Genomic DNA, 17,188 nt, shown 5'->3' on the forward strand with positions numbered 1-17,188 from the left:
GAGCATCGACCGAGGGAAGCTTAACGACTTGGGGCTCTGGACTACACCTATGATGTCGTGAACCTCGGCTCGCTCTCTTGGAGTGCGGCGAGCTTGATGGGGACTGATAACTGTCCTGTCGCTCATAGACGACCTCGAAGACATCTCATGGGGCATTAGCAGTGTTTTTGATGAATACCTTATGGACTTCACTCTTGAACGCGCCTGCGACGCCTGTGAGAGGATTCACATGACCCCAGAGCCGGAGGAAATGTTGAGGTCTTACTGGGGATTTGGGAGTATCTAGATGATCCCGATGAGAAAAGTCCTGGAGAGGATGGGGGGCTAAAGATTCCCCTCAAACGAACTCATGAAGAGCCTCCTGAGCCGGATCCTTCCCCTCGTCCTCTCCGTCAAGAGCTCCATCAGCCCCTCGGCTTCGCCTTTTCTCGTTTCGACGGTAAACGTCACCAGCTCGCCGTAATCCTCTCCAACGACCCTCCCTCCGGAATTCTCAACGGTCTCCCTGACGAGATGAAAGAGGCTGTAGGGGAATGTGACCTGGAAGCGCTCCGTCTCGTAAACTTCGACGATACCCGCGTTCTCTATGGCCAGGCTCGCCGCATCGCTGTAGGCTTTGACCAAACCGCCGTAACCAAGTTTTATGCCGCCGAAGTAGCGGGTAACGACAACTACAACGTTGCTCAGCCCCCTGTTCTGGATAACCTTGAGAACTGGCTTCCCCGCGCTGCCCTTCGGCTCGCCGTCGTCATCGTAGCGGACTGCGAAGTTCTTCCCGTCGTTGATGAGGTAGGCGGAAACGTTGTGAGTTGCATCGCTGTGGTGGGCCTTGATTTTCGCGATGAATGCTTTGGCCCCTTCCTCCGTCTTCGCTGGCGAGGCGTAGCCTATGAACACTGACTTCTTGATCACCAGCTCAGCGGTTCCGATGCCCTTCAAAGTTCTGTAGTCCATAGCTCACCCTCTCAGGGTCGCTATGAGCTTTTTCTCATCGAGGAGCATGCCGATAGCATCCTTAACGTCCTGCACCACCACGTCGCTGGCGAGGAGGGCATCTATGCTCGCTCCCTCCGGCCCTATCACGCAGAAAGCCAGCTCCGCCCCTTCGAGCATGGCCACGTCGTTGTTGCCATTGCCAACCGCTATGTACGGTTCGTAGCCCCTCGCGATTTCGGCCTTCTCGGCACCGCTCGAAACCCTCTCTACCCTCACGGGGAGTCCTTTAAACTCCTCCTCAAGCGTTCCAAAGGTGTCCGCGCTCAGAACGACGACCGTGTACCTGTCCGCAAGCCTTTTGAGGAGATGCTTTACCTCCTCCCCAACTTTTCCGCTTTCTCCAAGTGTGCCGTTGAGGTCGAAAAGAACGGCTTGGGCCCGTATTTCTCCGTAGTTCGGTATTCGCATGGTCTCACCACCCCTTATTCGAGTGTAAGGTTTTTAAGGGTTGGAGTCGAAGGCGGTAGTGTGTTTAAGAATGGGGAATTAAAGGCTTGACTACTTGGGGGTAAAAGTTATGAACCTGCTCCAGCGTCGCCTTCAGGACCCGGAGGTGCTCGTACGGCTCAACGCGTTCTTCCTCAGCTACTTTGGGTGGATCGCCTTCGGAGTGCTGTACGGAGTTATCGGCCGCTGGAGCGTTGATGTGACCTCGGAGTTCCTGAGGCTCCCCCTCACGTCCAGAGAATTCGTCGTGGGCCTCGTTGAGTTCACAAAGGGCATCCCCCCACTGTACTCACTCTTTACGGTTGTCTACTATCTCGGGTTCTCCGGCTCCATAGCCCTCATAGTTGTCTATCTGCTCATCTACAAGAAGGACCTCATGGCCTCGGACGAGCTGTTCATCCGCTATCTGATGGCCTACGCCGCTGCAGGAGCGGTGTACCTCGTCTTTCATATCTACGCCCCCCACATAGTCTACAACCTGCCGGGATACAACTCGTCGAACACTCTCCTGACGAGACAGGAGTTCGTCCTTCCGTCCCTCCACAACACCATCATAACGATAAACATCGCCACCATCTGGAGGTACAGAAAAGAACTCGGAGGCAAGCTTCTTGTACTGGTGAACACCCTCATACCCTTTGCCACGGTTTTCCTAGGCCACCACTGGGTCTACGACGTTCTGGCGGGCATAGCGCTCGGCGCTTTCATAGCCAAAGCCACGGAAGGAAGGACAACCAGGATCCCCGAGACCCTCTACAACCTGGAGATCGCCTCCCTGCGGAAGGTAACGGTGGTGAACTTCCTCATTGCGGTTCTCGTCCTTATAGTCGCCGCCAACCCCGACAGGTGGCTGGAGATTATAAACGGACTCCTTCCGGGCCCCTGAGAAAAACTTATAAACTCCCCGCTGGTCTTTAACATCGGGTGCCGGGGTAGCCTAGCTCGGCAGGGCGGCGGACTCGTAATCCGCAGGTCGCGGGTTCAAATCCCGCTCCCGGCTCCACAACAAACTTTTGCATGGCAAAAGTTTGATCAAAAGTCGGTGATTCCTTTTGAAAAGTGTGTGCTGGAGTGGATTTCTTTGAAAATTTCTTTTTGGGCAGGATACGGATTCATTCAACGGGAGTGTTTAAGTGAGGTTCAAGAGTCTTTAGCGCTCCTTTGGAGCGCGGTTCAAGTAGAACCCATCTGGAAAAAGCTTTATCTTAAAGAATCCAACCTTATAAATGCCAATTAAAATTGAAATCCTTTTTCATAAGGAACATTACCATGAATCACGGATTTTTGGTGAAGCTTTTCCTAAAAGCTTCGGCATTGACGGAAAAATGGCGTGCGATTCTAGGAATGCTTGTGTTCTAAGTGGTTTACGCCCCTTTGATGAGTTGCCTCGTTGAATGGTCTTTAATGAAGAATCTCACCACAGAAACAGCCCGCCCTTCACTTGGAGGGAGACTGAAACGGCGTCTTTTGACTCGGGGATTATCACCATGTACATCGGACCTGCCTTGGGGAACCGCCAGATTTTGTCAACCCGGGTGGCACCGTCGACCTTGAACAGACACAGCGCCCCATCTCCGGACTTCAAGATTCTGAAGCCCACATCGTCAGTGATGCACAGGGTCACTGGCTCGTCTGATTTAATGGAGAACCTCATAACGCTCCATTCGTGGCCCTCCACCCTGTACGCGTAGTACCCCCCCGCGGGTATCACGATGTTCTCCTGGAACTTGTACGAAACTCCCAACAGGGTTGCGGCCAGAAGGATAGCCCCAACGATTAGAACCGCGAATCCAAACGCCTCTATCCTCTTCACAGTGAGGGGCCCCATCGTTACTGCCGCCACCCGAATCCCTCATTGTAATCTTGTTATCGTACTATTTAAACCTTGTGACCTTAGGTTTTAATTTTGTTCTTTTTTGTCACATATGTCCCCACAATCTGGAACCTACCCACCATTTTGGACAAAATCCAATATATGAGAATCCTTCCCCCCGCTCCTCGCCGCCGCAGGACTCCGAAGGGACCCGCGACTTTCCGAGGATTTTTTAAGATGAAGATATGAGAAGGAAGTATGAGGCAGGAAACCCTCGGGACGCTCTTTGCCCTCATCGGAGCCTTCATCTATGGCCTTGAGCCGGTCGTGATAAGGGCCAACCCGTCGAATCCCATAAGCTTCGCCGCCCTTTCGGCCCTCGTGGCCTCGGCCCTTCTGTGGACCAGCGTTATCATCTCCAGAGGGCTGGAAGAAATCCGGAGGAATCCCGGGGATTTAAGGAGGACTTTCCTGGTGGGTCTCTTTGGCACGGCCCTCGCCTACCTGGCGTATTCCTTTGGGGCGCGGATGAGCACGGCGATAAACGCGGCACTGATAACGCGGAGCGAGGTGCTCTTCTCGTTCATCCTTTCGTGGCTCTTCCTCGGCGAGAGAATAACACAGAGGCTGGTTGGCTGCTCCACCGCCATACTGCTTGGATTGACCGTGGTCATACTTCAGGGACACTCGGTGGAGCTACACATCGGCGATTTCCTTCTCCTCCTCGTTCCGCTCTTCTGGCAGCTGGGTCACGTGATAGCCAAGAGGCTGCGGTACAGCCCGCCCACGATAGCAGCCCTGAGAAACACCTTTGGGTTTCTCCTGCTCTTTCCCCTAGCCATCGTCACAGGCCTGGAGTTCTCCCGCTTTGTTATCGCCGAAGGTCTGGTGATAGCCGTTGGCCAGCTGGTCTGGTACCGTTCGATAAAGCTCATCAACCTCTCCAAGGCGACAGCAATAATAACGCCTGCACCAGCCGTTGCAATCGGGCTGGGCGTTCTGCTGGGCGAGAGCTTTACGGCCTACCATGCGGTGGGTTTTCTCCTCATAACCCTGGGAACCCTGGGCGCGGTGAGGGTAGAAAGCAGGCTCAGAACCTGAGCAGCACCCTGATGAAGCGAAAAACATCCCCCGGGCCGAAGCGTCCCTCCCGGGAGGGGTCGTATATCATGCTCACGGGTACCTCCCTTATCCTCGCCCCCATCCTCGCCGCCTTCAGGAGCATCTCTGTCTCGACCTCGTAGCGGTCGCTCTCTATTTCCGGCAGAAACTCCCTCCGGAAGGCCCGGAAACCGCTCTGGGTGTCGTAGACGTACTGCCGCAGTTTGAGGCGGATGAGGCGCGTCGTTATTATGTTGCTGAGCCTTCTGTGGAGCGGTCTCTTTCCGGCTTCCTCGACCTTCCTCGCCCCTATCACAACGTCGGCATCTCCCCGGATTATGGGTTCAACGAGCTTTCCGATGTCCTCCGGTTTGTGCTGGCCATCGGCGTCGATGAAAACTATCACGTCCCCCGAAGCCCCCTCAACACCCTTTCTCATCGCACAGCCCTTGCCGCAGTTCTTCTCAAGCCTGATGGCCCTTATCCTGCCGTCCTTCTCGGAAAACGCCCTGGCCACCCCGTACGTCCCGTCGCTTGAGCCGTCGTCCACGACGATGACCTCATCAACAAAATCGGGAATCCTTTCGAGAACCTTCGGGAGCCTCTGGGCTTCGTTGTACGCAGGTATGATGACGCTGATTCTTTTGCCCCCCAGCATTCACTCCTCCTCCAGCCTTTCGAGGGCCTTCTGGGCTTTTCTTCGGAAGTCGTCCTTGTCGAGAAACTCCCAGTAGTGCTCCCTCCCGGGAAACTCTCCGTTTTTTACTTCCTCCCGATAGTTTTCGAGGGCCAGGCGTATCATCCCCGCAATGTCGGCGTATCTCTTTACGAAGGGAGGCGAATTCTCGTAGATTCCAAGGAGGTCGTGCCAGACAAGAACCTGTCCATCAACGTATGGCCCCGCACCGATTCCTATCGTCGGAATCGAGACCTCCTCGGTTACAAGCTTTGCAACGTCCGCCAGCGTAAATTCCAGGACTACGGCGAAGGCACCGGCCCTCTCAAGTGCCTTGGCATCGCGGAGGATTTCCTCGATTTCCTCCTCGGTCTCACCCATCAGCCGGTAACCGCCGAGTCTCAAATAGCGCTGCGGAGTTAGTCCAGTGTGCCCCATCACCGGAATCCCCATGCGAACCAGCTTCCTCACGAGCTTTCTGTGGTCGTAACCGCCCTCAATCTTAACCGCGTCCGCCCCGGCCTGAATGAGCCTGATAGCGTTTCTGACGCCGTCGTCGGTATCCACCTCATAGCTGCCGAAGGGCATGTCCGCCAGCACGAGCGCCCTCTGAACTGCCCTTGCGACCGCCCTGGTGTGGAAGACCATCTGTTCCATGGTGACGTTCAGCGTGTTTCCCTCACCGTAGACTACCATCCCCAGAGAATCTCCGATGAAGATTATGTCCATCCCGGCCCTATCGGCTATGAGCGCCGAGGGGTAATCGTAAGCGGTTATCATGGCTATCTTTTCCCTACCTTTCATCTCGATTATCTTCCGAGGCGTTACTTCCCTCATGCCACCACCGGCTTCATTTCGACGGCGGTCTAATTAACGGTTTCGATAGGGTTATATACCAACGTCGGTAATTACCTACAGGTGGTGGCATGGGCAAGGTAAAAACGAGCGTTTACGTCGATGAGGAGCTGTGGAAGGAATTTAAGGAACTGGCCGTCCGGGAAGGGAGTGAGGTTAGCAAACTGCTGGAGGAGGCACTGATGAACTACCTCATAAACGAAGTCCTGAGGGACGTTGACGACTCGGAGGTTCCCCTTTGGTTCGAGCCCCTCAATGTGGGGGGAGAGAGCAGCGAAAAGCTCCTGAGGGAGATGAGGGATGACCGCGAGAAGCGTTTACTTGGACAGTAGCGCAATCCTGAAGAGATACCTGAACGAAGAAGGCAGTAACGTCGTGAGGGAGGCCTTCAGGGACGCCTACAGGGGCGAGGTGAGGCTGGCCTTCAGCTTCTGGAACATCGGGGAGGTAATGGGGATACTCGACAAGAAGAGGAGAAGAGGCCAGCTCAGCGAGGAGGAATTTAACTTCCTGAAGAAGGGCTTCCTGGCCGAGGTAAAGCGGTTCACGAGGCTGGGTGTCCTGGAGGTCGTTCCCGTCCATTCCCTGCTCCTCGCCGATGCGTGGGAGCTGATTGAAAGGCATCACCTGTATCAGGCCGACGCCCTGCAGATAGTGTCCGCCAAGCACGTGGAGGCCGAGAGCTTCTACACCGCAGATAAGAGGCTTCACGAGGTAGCTCTTAAAGAGGGTTTAAACTCAATACTCCTCGTGAGGTGAGTGAAATGAGAGCCTGGGAGCACTACGAGCATACGGCGGATGTGGGCATCCGCGGCTACGGTGAGAGCCTTGAGGAAGCCTTCGAGGCCGTTGCGCTCGCCCTCTTTGATGTGATGGTTGAGGTTAGAAAGGTCGAGAGCAAAGAATGCCGCGAGGTTGAGGTCGAGGAGGAAGATTTGGAGGCGCTCCTCTACTCGTTCCTTGAGGAGCTTCTCGTGCTCCACGACACGGAGGGACTCGTGTTCGGCGACGTGAAGGTTGAGATAGAGAAGACCAAGAACGGTTACAAACTAAGGGCGAAGGCCTGCGGCGAGGTTCTGAGCGAGAAGCACGAGCCGAAGGAAGAGGTGAAGGCGATAACCTACCACGACATGAAGATTGAGAAACTGCCGGACGGACGCTGGATGGCGCAGCTGGTGCCGGACATCTGAGGTGGTTCCATGAGCGCGAGGGACAGGATTAGGGAGACCAACCCCGGCTTTTACGAGCGCTATTCGATGCTTGAAGATACCGACGAGTTCTGGGAGTTCATAATCCGGCCCCTGCGGCAGAGCATCAGGGTGAACACCCTCAAGGCTCCGCTTGATGTGGTCGTTGAAAGGCTTGAGGAGGAGTTTGAGCTGGAACCGGTTCCTTGGGTTCGCGAGGGCTTCTTCATCAACGTCGACAATCTCGCGAAGGTTCCGGAGCACGGCCTCGGCCTCATTTTTGGCCAGGAAGCGAGCTCCATGATTCCGCCCGTGGTGCTTGATCCGAAGCCCGGCGAGCTGGTTCTCGATGTTGCAGCAGCCCCGGGCTCGAAGACAGGTCAGATAGCCCAGTATATGGAAAACAAGGGTTGCATAATAGCCAACGACCCGAAGCTCAGCAGGGCCAACGTCCTCATAGCGAACCTCAACCGGATGGGTGTCCTCATAGCAAGGGTGACGACGAAGGACGGCGTTTATTTTGCCCGTTTTGAGAAGGCCTTCGACAGGGTCCTCCTCGACGCGCCGTGCTCTTCCGTGGGGATGATAAGGAAGAGCCCGAAGTTCCTGGAGAGCTGGCGCCTGAGGGGCGTCATCAAGTACATGAAGGTTCAGAAGAGGCTCATCCTGGCGGCATATCAGGCCCTCAGGCCCGGCGGAACGCTGGTTTATTCGACCTGCACGATAGACCCTCTGGAGAACGAGGAGGTCGTCGATTACCTGCTCCGGAAGACGGACGCGAGGCTGGAGAGGATAAACCTGCCGGTGAAGACCAGCGAGCCGGTCCTTGAGTGGGAGGGCAAAACCTACTCTGAGGAGCTGAGAAAGGCCCTGAGGATACATCCCAGCGACAACGACACCGAGGCGTTTTTCATCGCGAAGATAGCCAAGCCGGGGGGAGGGGCATGAGCGACAACCCGAGGAACGAGATAGGAAAAACGAGCGACGCCGAGCTCGTCAAAAGGCTCCTCATCGAGAACTACGGCTATGCTCCGGAGCTTGCCTATGAGATACGCGGGAGGTATCACAAGGTCTACGCGTGGAAGCCCTGCTCCCTTGAAATCAGGGGGCCCGACAGAAACGGTGTGTACTTCGGCAGGGTGGAGAGCGACGGGATAAGGCTGAGCATCGAAGGCTCCTTCCTCGTTGGGCCGAAGGCCACGAAGAACGTCGTCGAGCTGGACGACGAGAGGGCGAGGCGCTACTTGGCCGGGGAGAGCGTTGAGATTGGGGACGACTCCCTTCACGGATGGGTGATAGTCAAGTGGCGCTCCTACTACCTCGGCTCGGCCAAGGCCAAGGAGGGCAGGCTCATAAACTACGTGCCGAAGGAGAGGAGACTGAAGCTCGGAGACCCCGCGAAAGCTTAAAATAACGTTAGGGTAATCTAAACCGGAGGTGGGAGGATGGTGCCGCTGAAGAGGATAGATAAAATACGCTGGGAGATTCCCAAGTTCGACAAGCGCATGAGGGTTCCGGGCAGGATTTACGCTGACGACCAGCTCATCGAGAAGATGCGCGGGGACAGAACGCTGGAGCAGGCCGCCAACGTTGCGATGCTCCCCGGCATCTACAAGTACTCCATAGTCATGCCAGACGGCCACCAGGGCTACGGCTTCCCTATTGGCGGAGTGGCGGCTTTTGACGTTAAGGAGGGCGTAATAAGCCCCGGAGGCGTGGGTTATGATGTGAATTGCGGCGTCAGGCTCATCAGAACGAACCTCACCGAGAAGGAAGTGAGGCCCAGGATAAAGGAGCTAGTTGACACGCTCTTCAAGAACGTCCCGAGCGGGCTTGGAAGCAAGGGAAGGGTGAGGCTCCACTGGACGCAGCTCGATGACGTCTTAGCTGACGGCGCCAAGTGGGCGGTTGACAACGGCTACGGCTGGAAGGAGGACCTTGAGCACCTTGAGGAAGGCGGAAGGATGGAGGGTGCCGACCCGAATGCCGTCAGCCAGAAGGCGAAGCAGAGGGGAGCGCCACAGCTTGGCTCCCTCGGCTCCGGGAACCACTTCCTTGAGGTCCAGGTCGTCGATAAGGTCTTCGACGAGAAGATAGCAGAAGCATACGGTCTCTTCGAGGGGCAGGTCGTTGTCATGGTTCACACTGGTTCGCGTGGCCTTGGCCACCAGGTGGCGAGCGACTACCTGCGCGTGATGGAGAAGGCTAACAGGAAGTACGGGATTCCCTGGCCCGACAGGGAGCTCGTCAGCGTCCCCTTCGGGAGCGAGGAGGGACGGAGGTATTTCTCTGCGATGAAGGCCGCCGCCAACTTCGCCTGGGCCAACAGGCAGATGATAACCCACTGGGTCAGGGAGAGCTTTGAGGAGGTATTCAAGAGAAAGGCTGAAGACATGGAGATGAGCATCGTCTACGATGTGGCCCACAACATAGCGAAGGTCGAGGAGCACGAGGTCGACGGAAAGAAGGTTACCGTCGTCGTCCACAGGAAGGGAGCGACGAGGGCATTCCCCGCCGGCCATCCGGACGTGCCGAAGGCCTACCGCGACGTCGGCCAGCCGGTTCTGATTCCTGGCTCGATGGGAACCGCCAGCTACGTTCTCGCTGGAGCGGAGGGTTCGATGAGGGAAACCTTCGGTTCGAGCTGCCACGGTGCCGGCAGGCTGCTCAGCAGGAAAGCTGCCACCAGGCAGTACCGCGGCGACCGGCTCAGGAACGAGCTCCTACAGAGGGGAATCTACGTCCGTGCGGCATCGCTCCGCGTTGTGGCTGAGGAGGCTCCAGGGGCCTACAAGAGTGTTGACAACGTCGTCAACGTCGTCCATCAGGCAGGCGTGGCCAACCTCGTCGCGAGGATGCGTCCGATGGGTGTCGCCAAGGGGTGATTTCGATTTTCCGATTCTTTTAGAAATAGAAGAATGAAAAGTCAGTTGATGTCGCTGGTCATGAACCGGACGTAGGCAAAGGCGAAGGGCAGGAAGAGCATGACAAGGAGCATTGCCAGGTTGTTGAAGCCGTAGGTGAAGGAATCGCCCAGCGGAAGGTAGTAGTTAAGGAATCTGTCGCCCCCGAAGATGTACTGGACGAGCTGGACGTAGTGGTGTGCGGGGTTAATGAGGTGAAGCCTCGACATCCACGTGTTCACCGTTTCCTGCCAGACCTCGTGGGCACCCGTTCCCCACGGCGGCTCTGGCCCGGCGAGCTTGGGTGCAACTATCCCCACCACGATGCCGTAGAAGACGGTGAGGAATATCGCCAGGCCGATCGCAGCGAGCATCGAAGTCTCCGGCTTTTTAAAGAGTGTTGAGAAAAGGACGCCGATTGAAAGGAAAGTCAGCGTGTACAGGATGGTCACCAGAATCGCCAAGAACCCTCTGAAGAGTGAGTCGCCGTCCATAGGAATCCCCAGTATGAGCATCACGGCGATGATGGCAATGTAGACCACGAGGTTGGCCAGAACCACCAGAACTCCCATCCCGAGGAACTTGCCGTTGATGACCTCGTCCCTGTACACTGGGTGACCTAGGAGAACCTTCGCCGTTCCGGTTTCTACTTCCCGGTTTATGGCGTCCGACCCCAGGGCGGCCCCGAGGACGGCCCCGATGATGGTGATTATCATCATGTTTATCATGAAGAGCATCGAAAGGGGGGTCATGTACACCTCACCGCCGGCCCCCCAGAGGCTGAACTCGTTGGATTCAACGCCCGGGACGCCCATCCGAATCAGGTAGTCCTTTATGCCGTAGACCGCGAGGCCAAAAATGAGGAGGTAGAGGCCCATGATGACGATGAACCTTTTGCTCTTCACTGCGGTGTAGAGTTCCTTGAGGGCTATGTTCCAGGCGGGGTTCATCTCCTGCCGACCCTCCTCATCAGCCATATCACGATTCCAAAGACGACTACCAGCAAAACGATGCCGATGTAAGCGCTGCTTGAGCCCTGCGTGACCCTGACCGTTATCACTGTTTCGGCCTTTGCCTGGTCGCCGGCGGCCTTCACGGTTACGGTGTAGGTTCCCGCGGGAGCGGACTTTGGAACCTTTATCCTAAGCTCAACGCTTTGGCCGTGGCTTATCCAGACGTTGCCGCCCTGGGGAATCTCCCCCATCCGCGGGATGTTGTCAGGAACGACCTCAACGTCCCAGCCGTTCGGTGCCTGGGTCGAGAACTTAACGTTCGTGACGGTTCCAGTGGCGTCGACCCATATCGAGGTGGCCGTTGAGCCTCCAGCCCTAACGCTCAGTGTAGGATAGTCCGGGTTGAGGGAGAGGCTGGCGGGGTTCTCCACCCTTACCGTCAGCGGGATTTCAACCCGCGTCTCTTTCCCCTCGATGAGGATCCTGGCGTTTATCTCACCCGATGCTGCATTGAACGGCGCTACGACCACGACGTAAGCGCTCACCCGTTTTCCGGGTTCAGCCTTCAGGATTCCAACCGGAACCGCACCGTTAGCATCCTGACTGACGACGTAGCTCCACCGATTCTCAAGGCCCTCGACCCTTATCCTGTACTCATCCTCGTTGGAGCCGAGGTTTGTTATCTCCACCTCGGTGCTGGCGCTCCCCCCGGCCTGGAGGGTGAGGACATCGTGCTGGGCCTCTGCCTCAAAGTAGTACGGCGCCCTCATGAGGGTTACCTTGAGGGTCTTCTCCTCGCCGTCCCCCAGTTTCACCCTTTCCTCCTTTGGAACGGCTCCCGGGGCACCGGCGGCAAGCCTGTACTCACCCGCCGGGAGTTCAACCGTCATGCTGCCCACCGCCGACGTTGTAACGTTCTTTCCACCGACGCTTACCCATCCCTTCACGGGGTTTCCACCCTCATCGGTCAGGATTACCGTCAGCTTCGCCGGCTGGCCGAGGTAGGTTTTGTATACATGAACCGTTAGCCCGTGCTCCCGCCCGTTGACCATGAAGCTCAACCGGTGGTCGCCGAGGGTAGCGTTCCTGGGTATCTCGATGAGCAGGGTGGCGCCGAAGGTTCCCGAAACTGTAAAGCTCCTGAGCCTGTACCGCCCGTCCGTCAGGTACATCGTCCATCCTGCGGGGACGTCCTTTGGCCGGAAGTCCACGGCGCCGCTTCCCGTGAATGTTACGGGAACCGCAAGTTTCTGCCCCGCCTCTGCGTCCAAGCTTAGGTACGGAACCGAGACATCAACGGCGGCGGCTTCTATCCGAACGCTCCCCTGGAAATCCCCTATGGAGAATCTGATGGTTCCACTGCCCGCAGGCTCAACGTGAAGGCTGACCGTTTCCGAGCCCTTTGGAGGAAGAGTTATCTCCTCGACCTCAACCCCCCCGTACAGAAAGTTCGCCCTCCACCCTTCCGGCATGGACGTAACTTTGAGGCTCAAGCGGAGCTCCGAATTCAAGGCGCTGGTTATCGTTATCGGCACGTCAACGGGTCCGGAGGCCCTTATCCTTCCGTAGGGGCAGAACACCGAGTACTCCATGCTGACCGTCTCCGAGGCGGGTTCCGCGGCATACACCTTTATCCTCTTCCCGTCGTACTCCACGGCTATCAGATCAACGACGGCACTTCCGTTAACCTCCAGGGTTCTTGAAACACCGTTCACCGAGACGTCAATGGTCTCGTCGCCCACCCCTGTAACGAGGACAACATTCCCGCCGAAAACAGCCTTGGCTCCGACTTCGGGCTTTAGAGACGTAATGAAATCGGGCTTCACAGAAACCACGATAAAACCGCCCCTTTCAGTGTAGCTCCCGATGAATATCCGGAGATCATCCCTCTTAACCTCAGTTCCAAAGGTAAAGGGTGCTATGTCCAGTACCGTATCTCCCCTCTTCACCACAAGGTAGGGGCTCCCATTGGCCGCCTGGGTCAGGGTTACGGTGTATCCGTCGACTCTAACGGTCTGCCCGGTTGAAATCCTCCCCTGAAACACTGTCACGTAGGGCTGAGCCGCAACGAGTGAAGACAGAAAAACCAGCGAAAGAAAAACCCCCAGAAGTTTTCTCATTCCCCATCCCTCCCGTAAATGGTTCGGAGGAAAACGTCCTCCAGGCTGGGTTCTTCAACATCGAGCCTCAGGATTGTGAGGCCTTTTTCGGAGAGGTACCTGGAGAGGTCTTCCCTTATGTCGGTTCTAGCGAATATTATCGCCCTGTTAGGTTGAATCACCTCAACCCTCGTTACCTCGGGATGCTCTATCTCAGGAAGGGGCTCCTTGGTTTCAACCTTTATCTCGTAGCCCTCAAGCTCCATGAACTGCCTCTTTATCTCTTCAAGGGTTCCGACAGCCTTCAGCTTCCCTTTCACGATTATCCCGACCCTGTCACTGAGCTCCTCGACCTCGCTGAGCACATGGGAAGAGAAGAAGACGGTCCTGCCCTCGGCCTTCGCCTCCCTGATGATCCTTTTGACGAGGTGGGCTCCCTCAGGATCGAGACCGCTCGTCGGCTCGTCGAGGATTAGAAGTTCGGGGTCGTTTACGAGGGTCTGGGCTATCAGAAGCCTCTGCTTCATACCCTTGGAGAACGTCTTCGCCTTCCGGTAGCGGACCTCCCAGAGACCTACCATCTTCAGAAGTTCCGTTATCCGCTTCTCCCGCTCCGCGTTTGACATCCTGTAGAAGTTGGCGAAGAACTCAAGGTTTTTCCACGCGGTGAGCTCGCCGTACACTGTGGCGTTCTCGGGGAGAAAACCAATCCTCTCTTTAACGGTTATGGGTTCTTTAAAAACATCGCATCCCAAGAGCTTTACGGTGCCTTGATCAGGTATTACTATGCCCAGCATGCTGAGTATCGTTGTGGTCTTCCCGGCGCCGTTGGGGCCGAGAAAGCCGAAGACTTCCCTCCCACGCACTTTCAGGTTTAAATCGTCGACGGCTTTAAAGTTGCCGTACCTCTTGACGAGGTTCTCAATCTCTATGGAGTACATACCATCACCCCAAATCAACCCTTATGAACTTCGCGTACGCCACAACAAGGGACAGGAGGGACATGACAGATAGCATAACTATGTTCCCCCACACGAGGCCGAGGCTCTCTGCAATAGGCCTCTCCTCGACGATGCTGCCCTCATAAGCAAGAGCGGATATTATTTCGCTTATTTTTGGTTTTCCCCCGAAGATCATCCTGATTATCTCCTGATAATGATAGTTTGGAGAGATATAAAGGATTCTCTCCGCCGTTATTGTCAGCTTGGTCAGCCATGCCTGATATGCTGGGTCTTTAAGTAGCATCTCCTGAAGTTGATCTTCAGTTAGATTTGCAGCATTCTCCGGGATATTGGGGACTGGAGGCAAGCCAGCCAGTGCAAATGCCACGACTCCGGCGATTATTGAGAGCAGAAAGCCAAAGAAGACAAAGAGGAAAATCGACATGACTAATGCATTCCGTGATTTTCTGATAAAGGTTGAGACCAAGAGTCCCAGGCTCAGGAAGACCAGTCCATAGAGCATACTGAAGGGCAGAGTCGCCAAAAACTTTATCAGATCCTCCTTGGCCACGGAAATCCCAAAAATTAGTGCAAAAGCCACCGTTAAAACGTAAAACAATGATAATGCAGTACCCAGTATCAACAGACTGCCCACGAGTTTGCCGAAGAGTATCTCATCCCGGTACACGGGTCTTGAGATCACAAGCTTTAAAGTTCCATTTTCTATCTCCTCCGCTATTGTGGTTCCTCCAAGAAGAACTCCAAGCAGGGCTATTGAGTAGTTGAACGCATTGGAGAAACCTGTGAGGAAAAGCATCTGAAAGGGCGTCCGGTATAACTCTCCATTCATCCCGAGTCTTTTTGAGTTGTAAACCATCACCAGTGAGAGTACGATGAAAAGCGCCATTGTTATGTGGAATTTTTTTGTTTTAATTCCTATCTCGAAATCCTTCATCGCTATGTTCATGACCGCCCTTCCCATGTCCGTCACCCGTTGCTGGACACGCCGACAATGTTTAATAATATTACTCTGATGCCACTGTCATTTAACCTATAACAAATTTCAAAAACAAGAACAGGTGACGGTAATATTGACGAAAACTTTAAATAGTACTCAGATCTCGGAGAAGCTCTTGGATGATAGGGGTGTGGAAGAAGGCTTTAGGTTATAGTAATGGTATTGATGGCAATTGGAATGGTAGTCGGAGGAGCAGTCTGGGGTAGCAATCTGACTTATCGCATAACCAAGAGGTATACGAACCCAGAAAAGGCTGAAATTGTGGGAGGTGCTGTAGGAACTGCCGCCGGATGGTTAGGAGGAAAGGCTATTGACCATGCAAGTAAGTGGGCAGGAGAAAGAGTGGGAGCATGGGCAGCGGCAAGAATTGGTGCAGAAGTAGGAGGGAGAGTAGGAACTATATTTGGAGGCCTTGTAGGCCTAGCGGTAGGGTTAGCTGTGGGTGCCGCGATTGGATACTAATGAGGTGAGTCTAAAATGGATGCTTTAAGGAGGCTTGCTTGGTCTCTTGTTCCTTTTTTTATGTTGATGCTAGTTGTGAGGTTAACGGAAGACGTTGTTTTTGGTATTGTGGCAGGCTTCACTCTTGGAGCCTTCTTGACAGCTATCAAACCTTCATGGAGGAACATTATAGTGGCTATGGGGCTCATATTGGGACTTTTTATAGGTTACTCGCTCCTACCAAAGTTCTGGCCATGAGGGATAAAAATGGTGAATCTTAAGTCTGCTTTTTCCTTTTGTCTGTCCACCCTTATGTTTACAACTGGTATCGTTCTTGGCTTTTTCTCAGCGCTCAGGCATGACTATTCCGCTTATTTTGGTTTTGATCCTTTTGATAATTCCAATCCGGGCTTTTTGTTCTTCTTCAAACACAACATTAAAGTTGCCCTCATGCTCTGGAGTGGAGCAATAACATTCGGAGCCACAACACTCTTGAACTTAACATTCAACGGTATGATTTTAGGTTCAGCCGTTAAAACTACTACAGAGCAGATAGGTTTAATAAAAACTCTACTCCTGCTTCTCCCTCATGGTGTTCTTGAGATCCCCGGAATGATAATAGCTGAGCCGCTGGTTTTAAAATCCCTTACGCACTGTTGAGGTTCGCTTTGGGCAGGAAGGAAGAGATTATTACGGAAGAGGATGCTAAAGAATTCTTTAAGCTCGTTTTTATCTCGATAGTTTTAATTTTCATTGCTGCTTTGATTGAGAGCACAATAACACTTAAAATAGCCAAAAGTGGGGTGATGGAGGTGTGAAGGAAGACCCTCGTACTTCGGCCTGATGCTGATGGCTGTGGGGCGATAGCCGGGGAGATGAGGGCGCAGTAATTTGACTTACCCCCCGAAAAGAAATACACAGACCCGGAAAAGGCAGCGTTGCTGGACACGCCGACAATGTTTAATAATATTACTCCAATACCACTGTCATTTAACCTATAACAAATTTCAAAAACAAGAACAGGTGACGGTAATATTGACGAAAACTTTAAATAGTACTCAGACCCCCGAGAAATTCTCGGGTGATGGAGGTGTGGAGGAAGGCCCTCGCACTCAGTTTGGTGCTGATGGCCGTAGTAATGGCAGTTGAAGGGGCAGCAACGGAAAACAGGGTTGACTGGACCGTTGGCACGGCCTCTGCTACAGTGGCAATATACGGGGAAGGAAAGTACGATTTGATTCATGGGGCTTATTTGTGGTACAAGACGAAGGATTGGAAGCAGGCTTTTTATGGATCCATAACGGGCGGGGCAACGTTAAAGGTATCTAAAGAGGCCGGAAAGACTTTGGCCAAATACGCCACGAAAAGAATAATACAGAGAGCCGGCATCCGGATGGCCGTAAAGTTTGCTGCAAGGGCAATCCCGGTTGTTGGTGTGGGTCTTGCAATGTAAGGGGGTGTTCCAAATGAATATCAGGGAAGATCTGCAGGATTTCCTCCTGGCAGTTGTGATGCCCCTGATAATAATGGGCACATTGACCGCTGTGACAGTAGCATACACTCAAATAATCCCAGTCAGGTCAGTGACCGATTTCCTTGAGGCAACTTTCGTATTCAGCCTGATGTATGGTATACTGCTTTATTCGTATACAGTAATAACAGAAGCCAAACGGGAAATTAAGAATATTGAAAGACACTTTGAAAAACTCGAAGAGAATTCAAATTATGTTCAGTCATAACCCTGCAGGGGCAAAGACC

The 17,188-nt window shown here is 54.3% G+C and carries 23 protein-coding genes and 1 tRNA gene; 15 read left to right on the plus strand and 9 right to left on the minus strand.

Translation table 11 applies throughout. From position 1 onward, the window contains the following. Positions 1–324 precede the first annotated feature (324 nt). Positions 325–954 carry a YigZ family protein gene (locus E3E51_RS06315; RefSeq protein WP_167912284.1) on the minus strand — a complete coding sequence of 210 codons (630 nt, stop codon included), beginning with the start codon at positions 952–954 and terminating at the stop codon, positions 325–327. Positions 955–957: 3 nt separating this feature from the next. Beyond that, complete coding sequence (locus E3E51_RS06320; RefSeq protein ID WP_167912285.1) at positions 958–1,404, minus strand: HAD family hydrolase; 447 nt, start codon at positions 1,402–1,404, stop codon at positions 958–960. A 109-nt stretch (positions 1,405–1,513) separates the two neighbouring features. Between E3E51_RS06320 and E3E51_RS06325 the strand changes: the two genes are divergently transcribed. Both E3E51_RS06325 and E3E51_RS06330 read left to right on the plus strand, forming a co-directional pair. Continuing rightward, positions 1,514–2,329: a phosphatase PAP2 family protein gene (locus tag E3E51_RS06325; RefSeq protein ID WP_167912286.1), complete on the plus strand. Its 816-nt coding sequence runs from the start codon at positions 1,514–1,516 to the stop codon at positions 2,327–2,329. 40 nt (positions 2,330–2,369) lie between these two features. After that, positions 2,370–2,446 (plus strand) — tRNA-Thr (locus tag E3E51_RS06330). A 411-nt stretch (positions 2,447–2,857) separates the two neighbouring features. On the opposite strand, the gene E3E51_RS06335 is transcribed toward E3E51_RS06330, so the two are convergent. Then, positions 2,858–3,286: a hypothetical protein gene (locus E3E51_RS06335; RefSeq protein ID WP_346765951.1), complete on the minus strand. Its 429-nt coding sequence runs from the start codon at positions 3,284–3,286 to the stop codon at positions 2,858–2,860. A 228-nt stretch (positions 3,287–3,514) separates the two neighbouring features. Between E3E51_RS06335 and E3E51_RS06340 the strand changes: the two genes are divergently transcribed. Continuing rightward, a complete protein-coding gene (locus tag E3E51_RS06340; protein ID WP_167912287.1) occupies positions 3,515–4,357 on the plus strand; it encodes a DMT family transporter in 843 nt (280 codons plus the stop codon). Here E3E51_RS06340 and E3E51_RS06345 read toward each other — a convergent pair. Both E3E51_RS06345 and panB read right to left on the minus strand, forming a co-directional pair. After that, positions 4,347–5,015: a glycosyltransferase family 2 protein gene (locus tag E3E51_RS06345; protein ID WP_167912288.1), complete on the minus strand. Its 669-nt coding sequence runs from the start codon at positions 5,013–5,015 to the stop codon at positions 4,347–4,349. The genes E3E51_RS06340 and E3E51_RS06345 overlap by 11 nt on opposite strands. Then, complete coding sequence (panB, locus tag E3E51_RS06350; protein ID WP_167912289.1) at positions 5,016–5,870, minus strand: 3-methyl-2-oxobutanoate hydroxymethyltransferase; 855 nt, start codon at positions 5,868–5,870, stop codon at positions 5,016–5,018. Between the two features lie 89 nt (positions 5,871–5,959). On the opposite strand from panB, the gene E3E51_RS06355 reads away from it, so the two are divergent. The 6 genes from E3E51_RS06355 to E3E51_RS06380 are packed head-to-tail and all read left to right on the plus strand — an operon-like array spanning position 5,960 to position 9,960. Continuing rightward, the gene (locus E3E51_RS06355; RefSeq protein WP_167912290.1) at positions 5,960–6,220 is read left to right on the plus strand and encodes a ribbon-helix-helix protein, CopG family; all 261 of its coding nucleotides are present in this window, start codon (positions 5,960–5,962) and stop codon (positions 6,218–6,220) included. Continuing rightward, complete coding sequence (locus E3E51_RS06360; protein WP_167912291.1) at positions 6,189–6,647, plus strand: type II toxin-antitoxin system VapC family toxin; 459 nt, start codon at positions 6,189–6,191, stop codon at positions 6,645–6,647. The genes E3E51_RS06355 and E3E51_RS06360 overlap by 32 nt, the downstream gene beginning before the upstream one ends. 5 nt (positions 6,648–6,652) lie before the next feature. Further along, positions 6,653–7,078: an archease gene (locus E3E51_RS06365; RefSeq protein ID WP_167912292.1), complete on the plus strand. Its 426-nt coding sequence runs from the start codon at positions 6,653–6,655 to the stop codon at positions 7,076–7,078. Positions 7,079–7,087: 9 nt separating this feature from the next. Then, positions 7,088–8,023, plus strand: a complete 936-nt coding sequence (locus E3E51_RS06370) for a tRNA (cytosine(49)-C(5))-methyltransferase (protein WP_167912293.1) — start codon at positions 7,088–7,090, stop codon at positions 8,021–8,023. Continuing rightward, complete coding sequence (locus tag E3E51_RS06375) at positions 8,020–8,484, plus strand: hypothetical protein (RefSeq protein WP_167912294.1); 465 nt, start codon at positions 8,020–8,022, stop codon at positions 8,482–8,484. Before E3E51_RS06370 ends, E3E51_RS06375 begins: the two co-directional genes overlap by 4 nt. 36 nt (positions 8,485–8,520) lie before the next feature. Next, positions 8,521–9,960, plus strand: coding sequence for an RtcB family protein (locus E3E51_RS06380; RefSeq protein WP_167912295.1), 1,440 nt, complete (start codon positions 8,521–8,523; stop codon positions 9,958–9,960). Between the two features lie 41 nt (positions 9,961–10,001). On the opposite strand, the gene E3E51_RS06385 is transcribed toward E3E51_RS06380, so the two are convergent. The 4 genes from E3E51_RS06385 to E3E51_RS06400 are packed head-to-tail and all read right to left on the minus strand — an operon-like array spanning position 10,002 to position 14,953. After that, entirely contained in the window at positions 10,002–10,955 is a 954-nt protein-coding gene (locus E3E51_RS06385; protein ID WP_240924269.1) for an ABC transporter permease, read from the minus strand. Further along, on the minus strand, positions 10,925–13,051 hold the full coding sequence (locus tag E3E51_RS06390; protein WP_167912296.1) for an NEW3 domain-containing protein: 2,127 nt from the start codon (positions 13,049–13,051) through the stop codon (positions 10,925–10,927). The genes E3E51_RS06385 and E3E51_RS06390 overlap by 31 nt, the downstream gene beginning before the upstream one ends. Continuing rightward, the gene (locus E3E51_RS06395) at positions 13,048–13,971 is read right to left on the minus strand and encodes an ABC transporter ATP-binding protein (RefSeq protein WP_167912297.1); all 924 of its coding nucleotides are present in this window, start codon (positions 13,969–13,971) and stop codon (positions 13,048–13,050) included. Before E3E51_RS06395 ends, E3E51_RS06390 begins: the two co-directional genes overlap by 4 nt. A gap of 4 nt (positions 13,972–13,975) precedes the next feature. Next, positions 13,976–14,953 carry an ABC transporter permease gene (locus E3E51_RS06400; protein WP_167912298.1) on the minus strand — a complete coding sequence of 326 codons (978 nt, stop codon included), beginning with the start codon at positions 14,951–14,953 and terminating at the stop codon, positions 13,976–13,978. 192 nt (positions 14,954–15,145) lie between these two features. Between E3E51_RS06400 and E3E51_RS06405 the strand changes: the two genes are divergently transcribed. From E3E51_RS06405 to E3E51_RS06425, 6 genes are all read left to right on the plus strand, one after another. After that, positions 15,146–15,451, plus strand: coding sequence for a hypothetical protein (locus E3E51_RS06405; RefSeq protein ID WP_167912299.1), 306 nt, complete (start codon positions 15,146–15,148; stop codon positions 15,449–15,451). A gap of 15 nt (positions 15,452–15,466) precedes the next feature. Next, a complete protein-coding gene (locus E3E51_RS06410; protein ID WP_167912300.1) occupies positions 15,467–15,688 on the plus strand; it encodes a hypothetical protein in 222 nt (73 codons plus the stop codon). 9 nt (positions 15,689–15,697) lie between these two features. Then, positions 15,698–16,090 (plus strand): stage II sporulation protein M, encoded by a 393-nt coding sequence (locus E3E51_RS13270; protein WP_277346768.1) that lies wholly within the window; start codon positions 15,698–15,700, stop codon positions 16,088–16,090. A gap of 8 nt (positions 16,091–16,098) precedes the next feature. Beyond that, positions 16,099–16,248 (plus strand): hypothetical protein, encoded by a 150-nt coding sequence (locus E3E51_RS13275; RefSeq protein WP_277346769.1) that lies wholly within the window; start codon positions 16,099–16,101, stop codon positions 16,246–16,248. Positions 16,249–16,514: 266 nt separating this feature from the next. Next, positions 16,515–16,883, plus strand: a complete 369-nt coding sequence (locus E3E51_RS06420; RefSeq protein WP_167912301.1) for a hypothetical protein — start codon at positions 16,515–16,517, stop codon at positions 16,881–16,883. A 13-nt stretch (positions 16,884–16,896) separates the two neighbouring features. Beyond that, positions 16,897–17,169: a hypothetical protein gene (locus E3E51_RS06425; RefSeq protein ID WP_167912302.1), complete on the plus strand. Its 273-nt coding sequence runs from the start codon at positions 16,897–16,899 to the stop codon at positions 17,167–17,169. Positions 17,170–17,188: the final 19 nt, after the last annotated feature.

The organism is Thermococcus sp. 21S7 (genome assembly GCF_012027615.1).
GTDB lineage: Archaea > Methanobacteriota_B > Thermococci > Thermococcales > Thermococcaceae > Thermococcus.

What these genes read in the sequence shown, in the direction of transcription:
- E3E51_RS06365 (WP_167912292.1), top strand. Translation starts at nt 6,653, where the DNA reads ATGAGAGCCTGGGAGCACTACGAGCATACGGCGGATGTGGGCATCCGC.
- panB (WP_167912289.1), bottom strand. Translation starts at nt 5,870, where the DNA reads ATGAGGGAAGTAACGCCTCGGAAGATAATCGAGATGAAAGGTAGGGAA.
- E3E51_RS06400 (WP_167912298.1), bottom strand. Translation starts at nt 14,953, where the DNA reads ATGGGAAGGGCGGTCATGAACATAGCGATGAAGGATTTCGAGATAGGA.
- E3E51_RS13270 (WP_277346768.1), top strand. Translation starts at nt 15,698, where the DNA reads ATGGTGAATCTTAAGTCTGCTTTTTCCTTTTGTCTGTCCACCCTTATG.
- E3E51_RS06390 (WP_167912296.1), bottom strand. Translation starts at nt 13,051, where the DNA reads ATGAGAAAACTTCTGGGGGTTTTTCTTTCGCTGGTTTTTCTGTCTTCA.
- E3E51_RS06395 (WP_167912297.1), bottom strand. Translation starts at nt 13,971, where the DNA reads ATGTACTCCATAGAGATTGAGAACCTCGTCAAGAGGTACGGCAACTTT.
- E3E51_RS06370 (WP_167912293.1), top strand. Translation starts at nt 7,088, where the DNA reads ATGAGCGCGAGGGACAGGATTAGGGAGACCAACCCCGGCTTTTACGAG.
- E3E51_RS06380 (WP_167912295.1), top strand. Translation starts at nt 8,521, where the DNA reads ATGGTGCCGCTGAAGAGGATAGATAAAATACGCTGGGAGATTCCCAAG.
- E3E51_RS06425 (WP_167912302.1), top strand. Translation starts at nt 16,897, where the DNA reads ATGAATATCAGGGAAGATCTGCAGGATTTCCTCCTGGCAGTTGTGATG.
- E3E51_RS06315 (WP_167912284.1), bottom strand. Translation starts at nt 954, where the DNA reads ATGGACTACAGAACTTTGAAGGGCATCGGAACCGCTGAGCTGGTGATC.
- E3E51_RS06360 (WP_167912291.1), top strand. Translation starts at nt 6,189, where the DNA reads ATGACCGCGAGAAGCGTTTACTTGGACAGTAGCGCAATCCTGAAGAGA.
- E3E51_RS06410 (WP_167912300.1), top strand. Translation starts at nt 15,467, where the DNA reads ATGGATGCTTTAAGGAGGCTTGCTTGGTCTCTTGTTCCTTTTTTTATG.
- E3E51_RS06375 (WP_167912294.1), top strand. Translation starts at nt 8,020, where the DNA reads ATGAGCGACAACCCGAGGAACGAGATAGGAAAAACGAGCGACGCCGAG.
- E3E51_RS06340 (WP_167912287.1), top strand. Translation starts at nt 3,515, where the DNA reads ATGAGGCAGGAAACCCTCGGGACGCTCTTTGCCCTCATCGGAGCCTTC.
- E3E51_RS06385 (WP_240924269.1), bottom strand. Translation starts at nt 10,955, where the DNA reads ATGGCTGATGAGGAGGGTCGGCAGGAGATGAACCCCGCCTGGAACATA.
- E3E51_RS06325 (WP_167912286.1), top strand. Translation starts at nt 1,514, where the DNA reads ATGAACCTGCTCCAGCGTCGCCTTCAGGACCCGGAGGTGCTCGTACGG.
- E3E51_RS06320 (WP_167912285.1), bottom strand. Translation starts at nt 1,404, where the DNA reads ATGCGAATACCGAACTACGGAGAAATACGGGCCCAAGCCGTTCTTTTC.
- E3E51_RS06420 (WP_167912301.1), top strand. Translation starts at nt 16,515, where the DNA reads ATGGAGGTGTGGAGGAAGGCCCTCGCACTCAGTTTGGTGCTGATGGCC.
- E3E51_RS06355 (WP_167912290.1), top strand. Translation starts at nt 5,960, where the DNA reads ATGGGCAAGGTAAAAACGAGCGTTTACGTCGATGAGGAGCTGTGGAAG.
- E3E51_RS06405 (WP_167912299.1), top strand. Translation starts at nt 15,146, where the DNA reads ATGGTATTGATGGCAATTGGAATGGTAGTCGGAGGAGCAGTCTGGGGT.
- E3E51_RS06345 (WP_167912288.1), bottom strand. Translation starts at nt 5,015, where the DNA reads ATGCTGGGGGGCAAAAGAATCAGCGTCATCATACCTGCGTACAACGAA.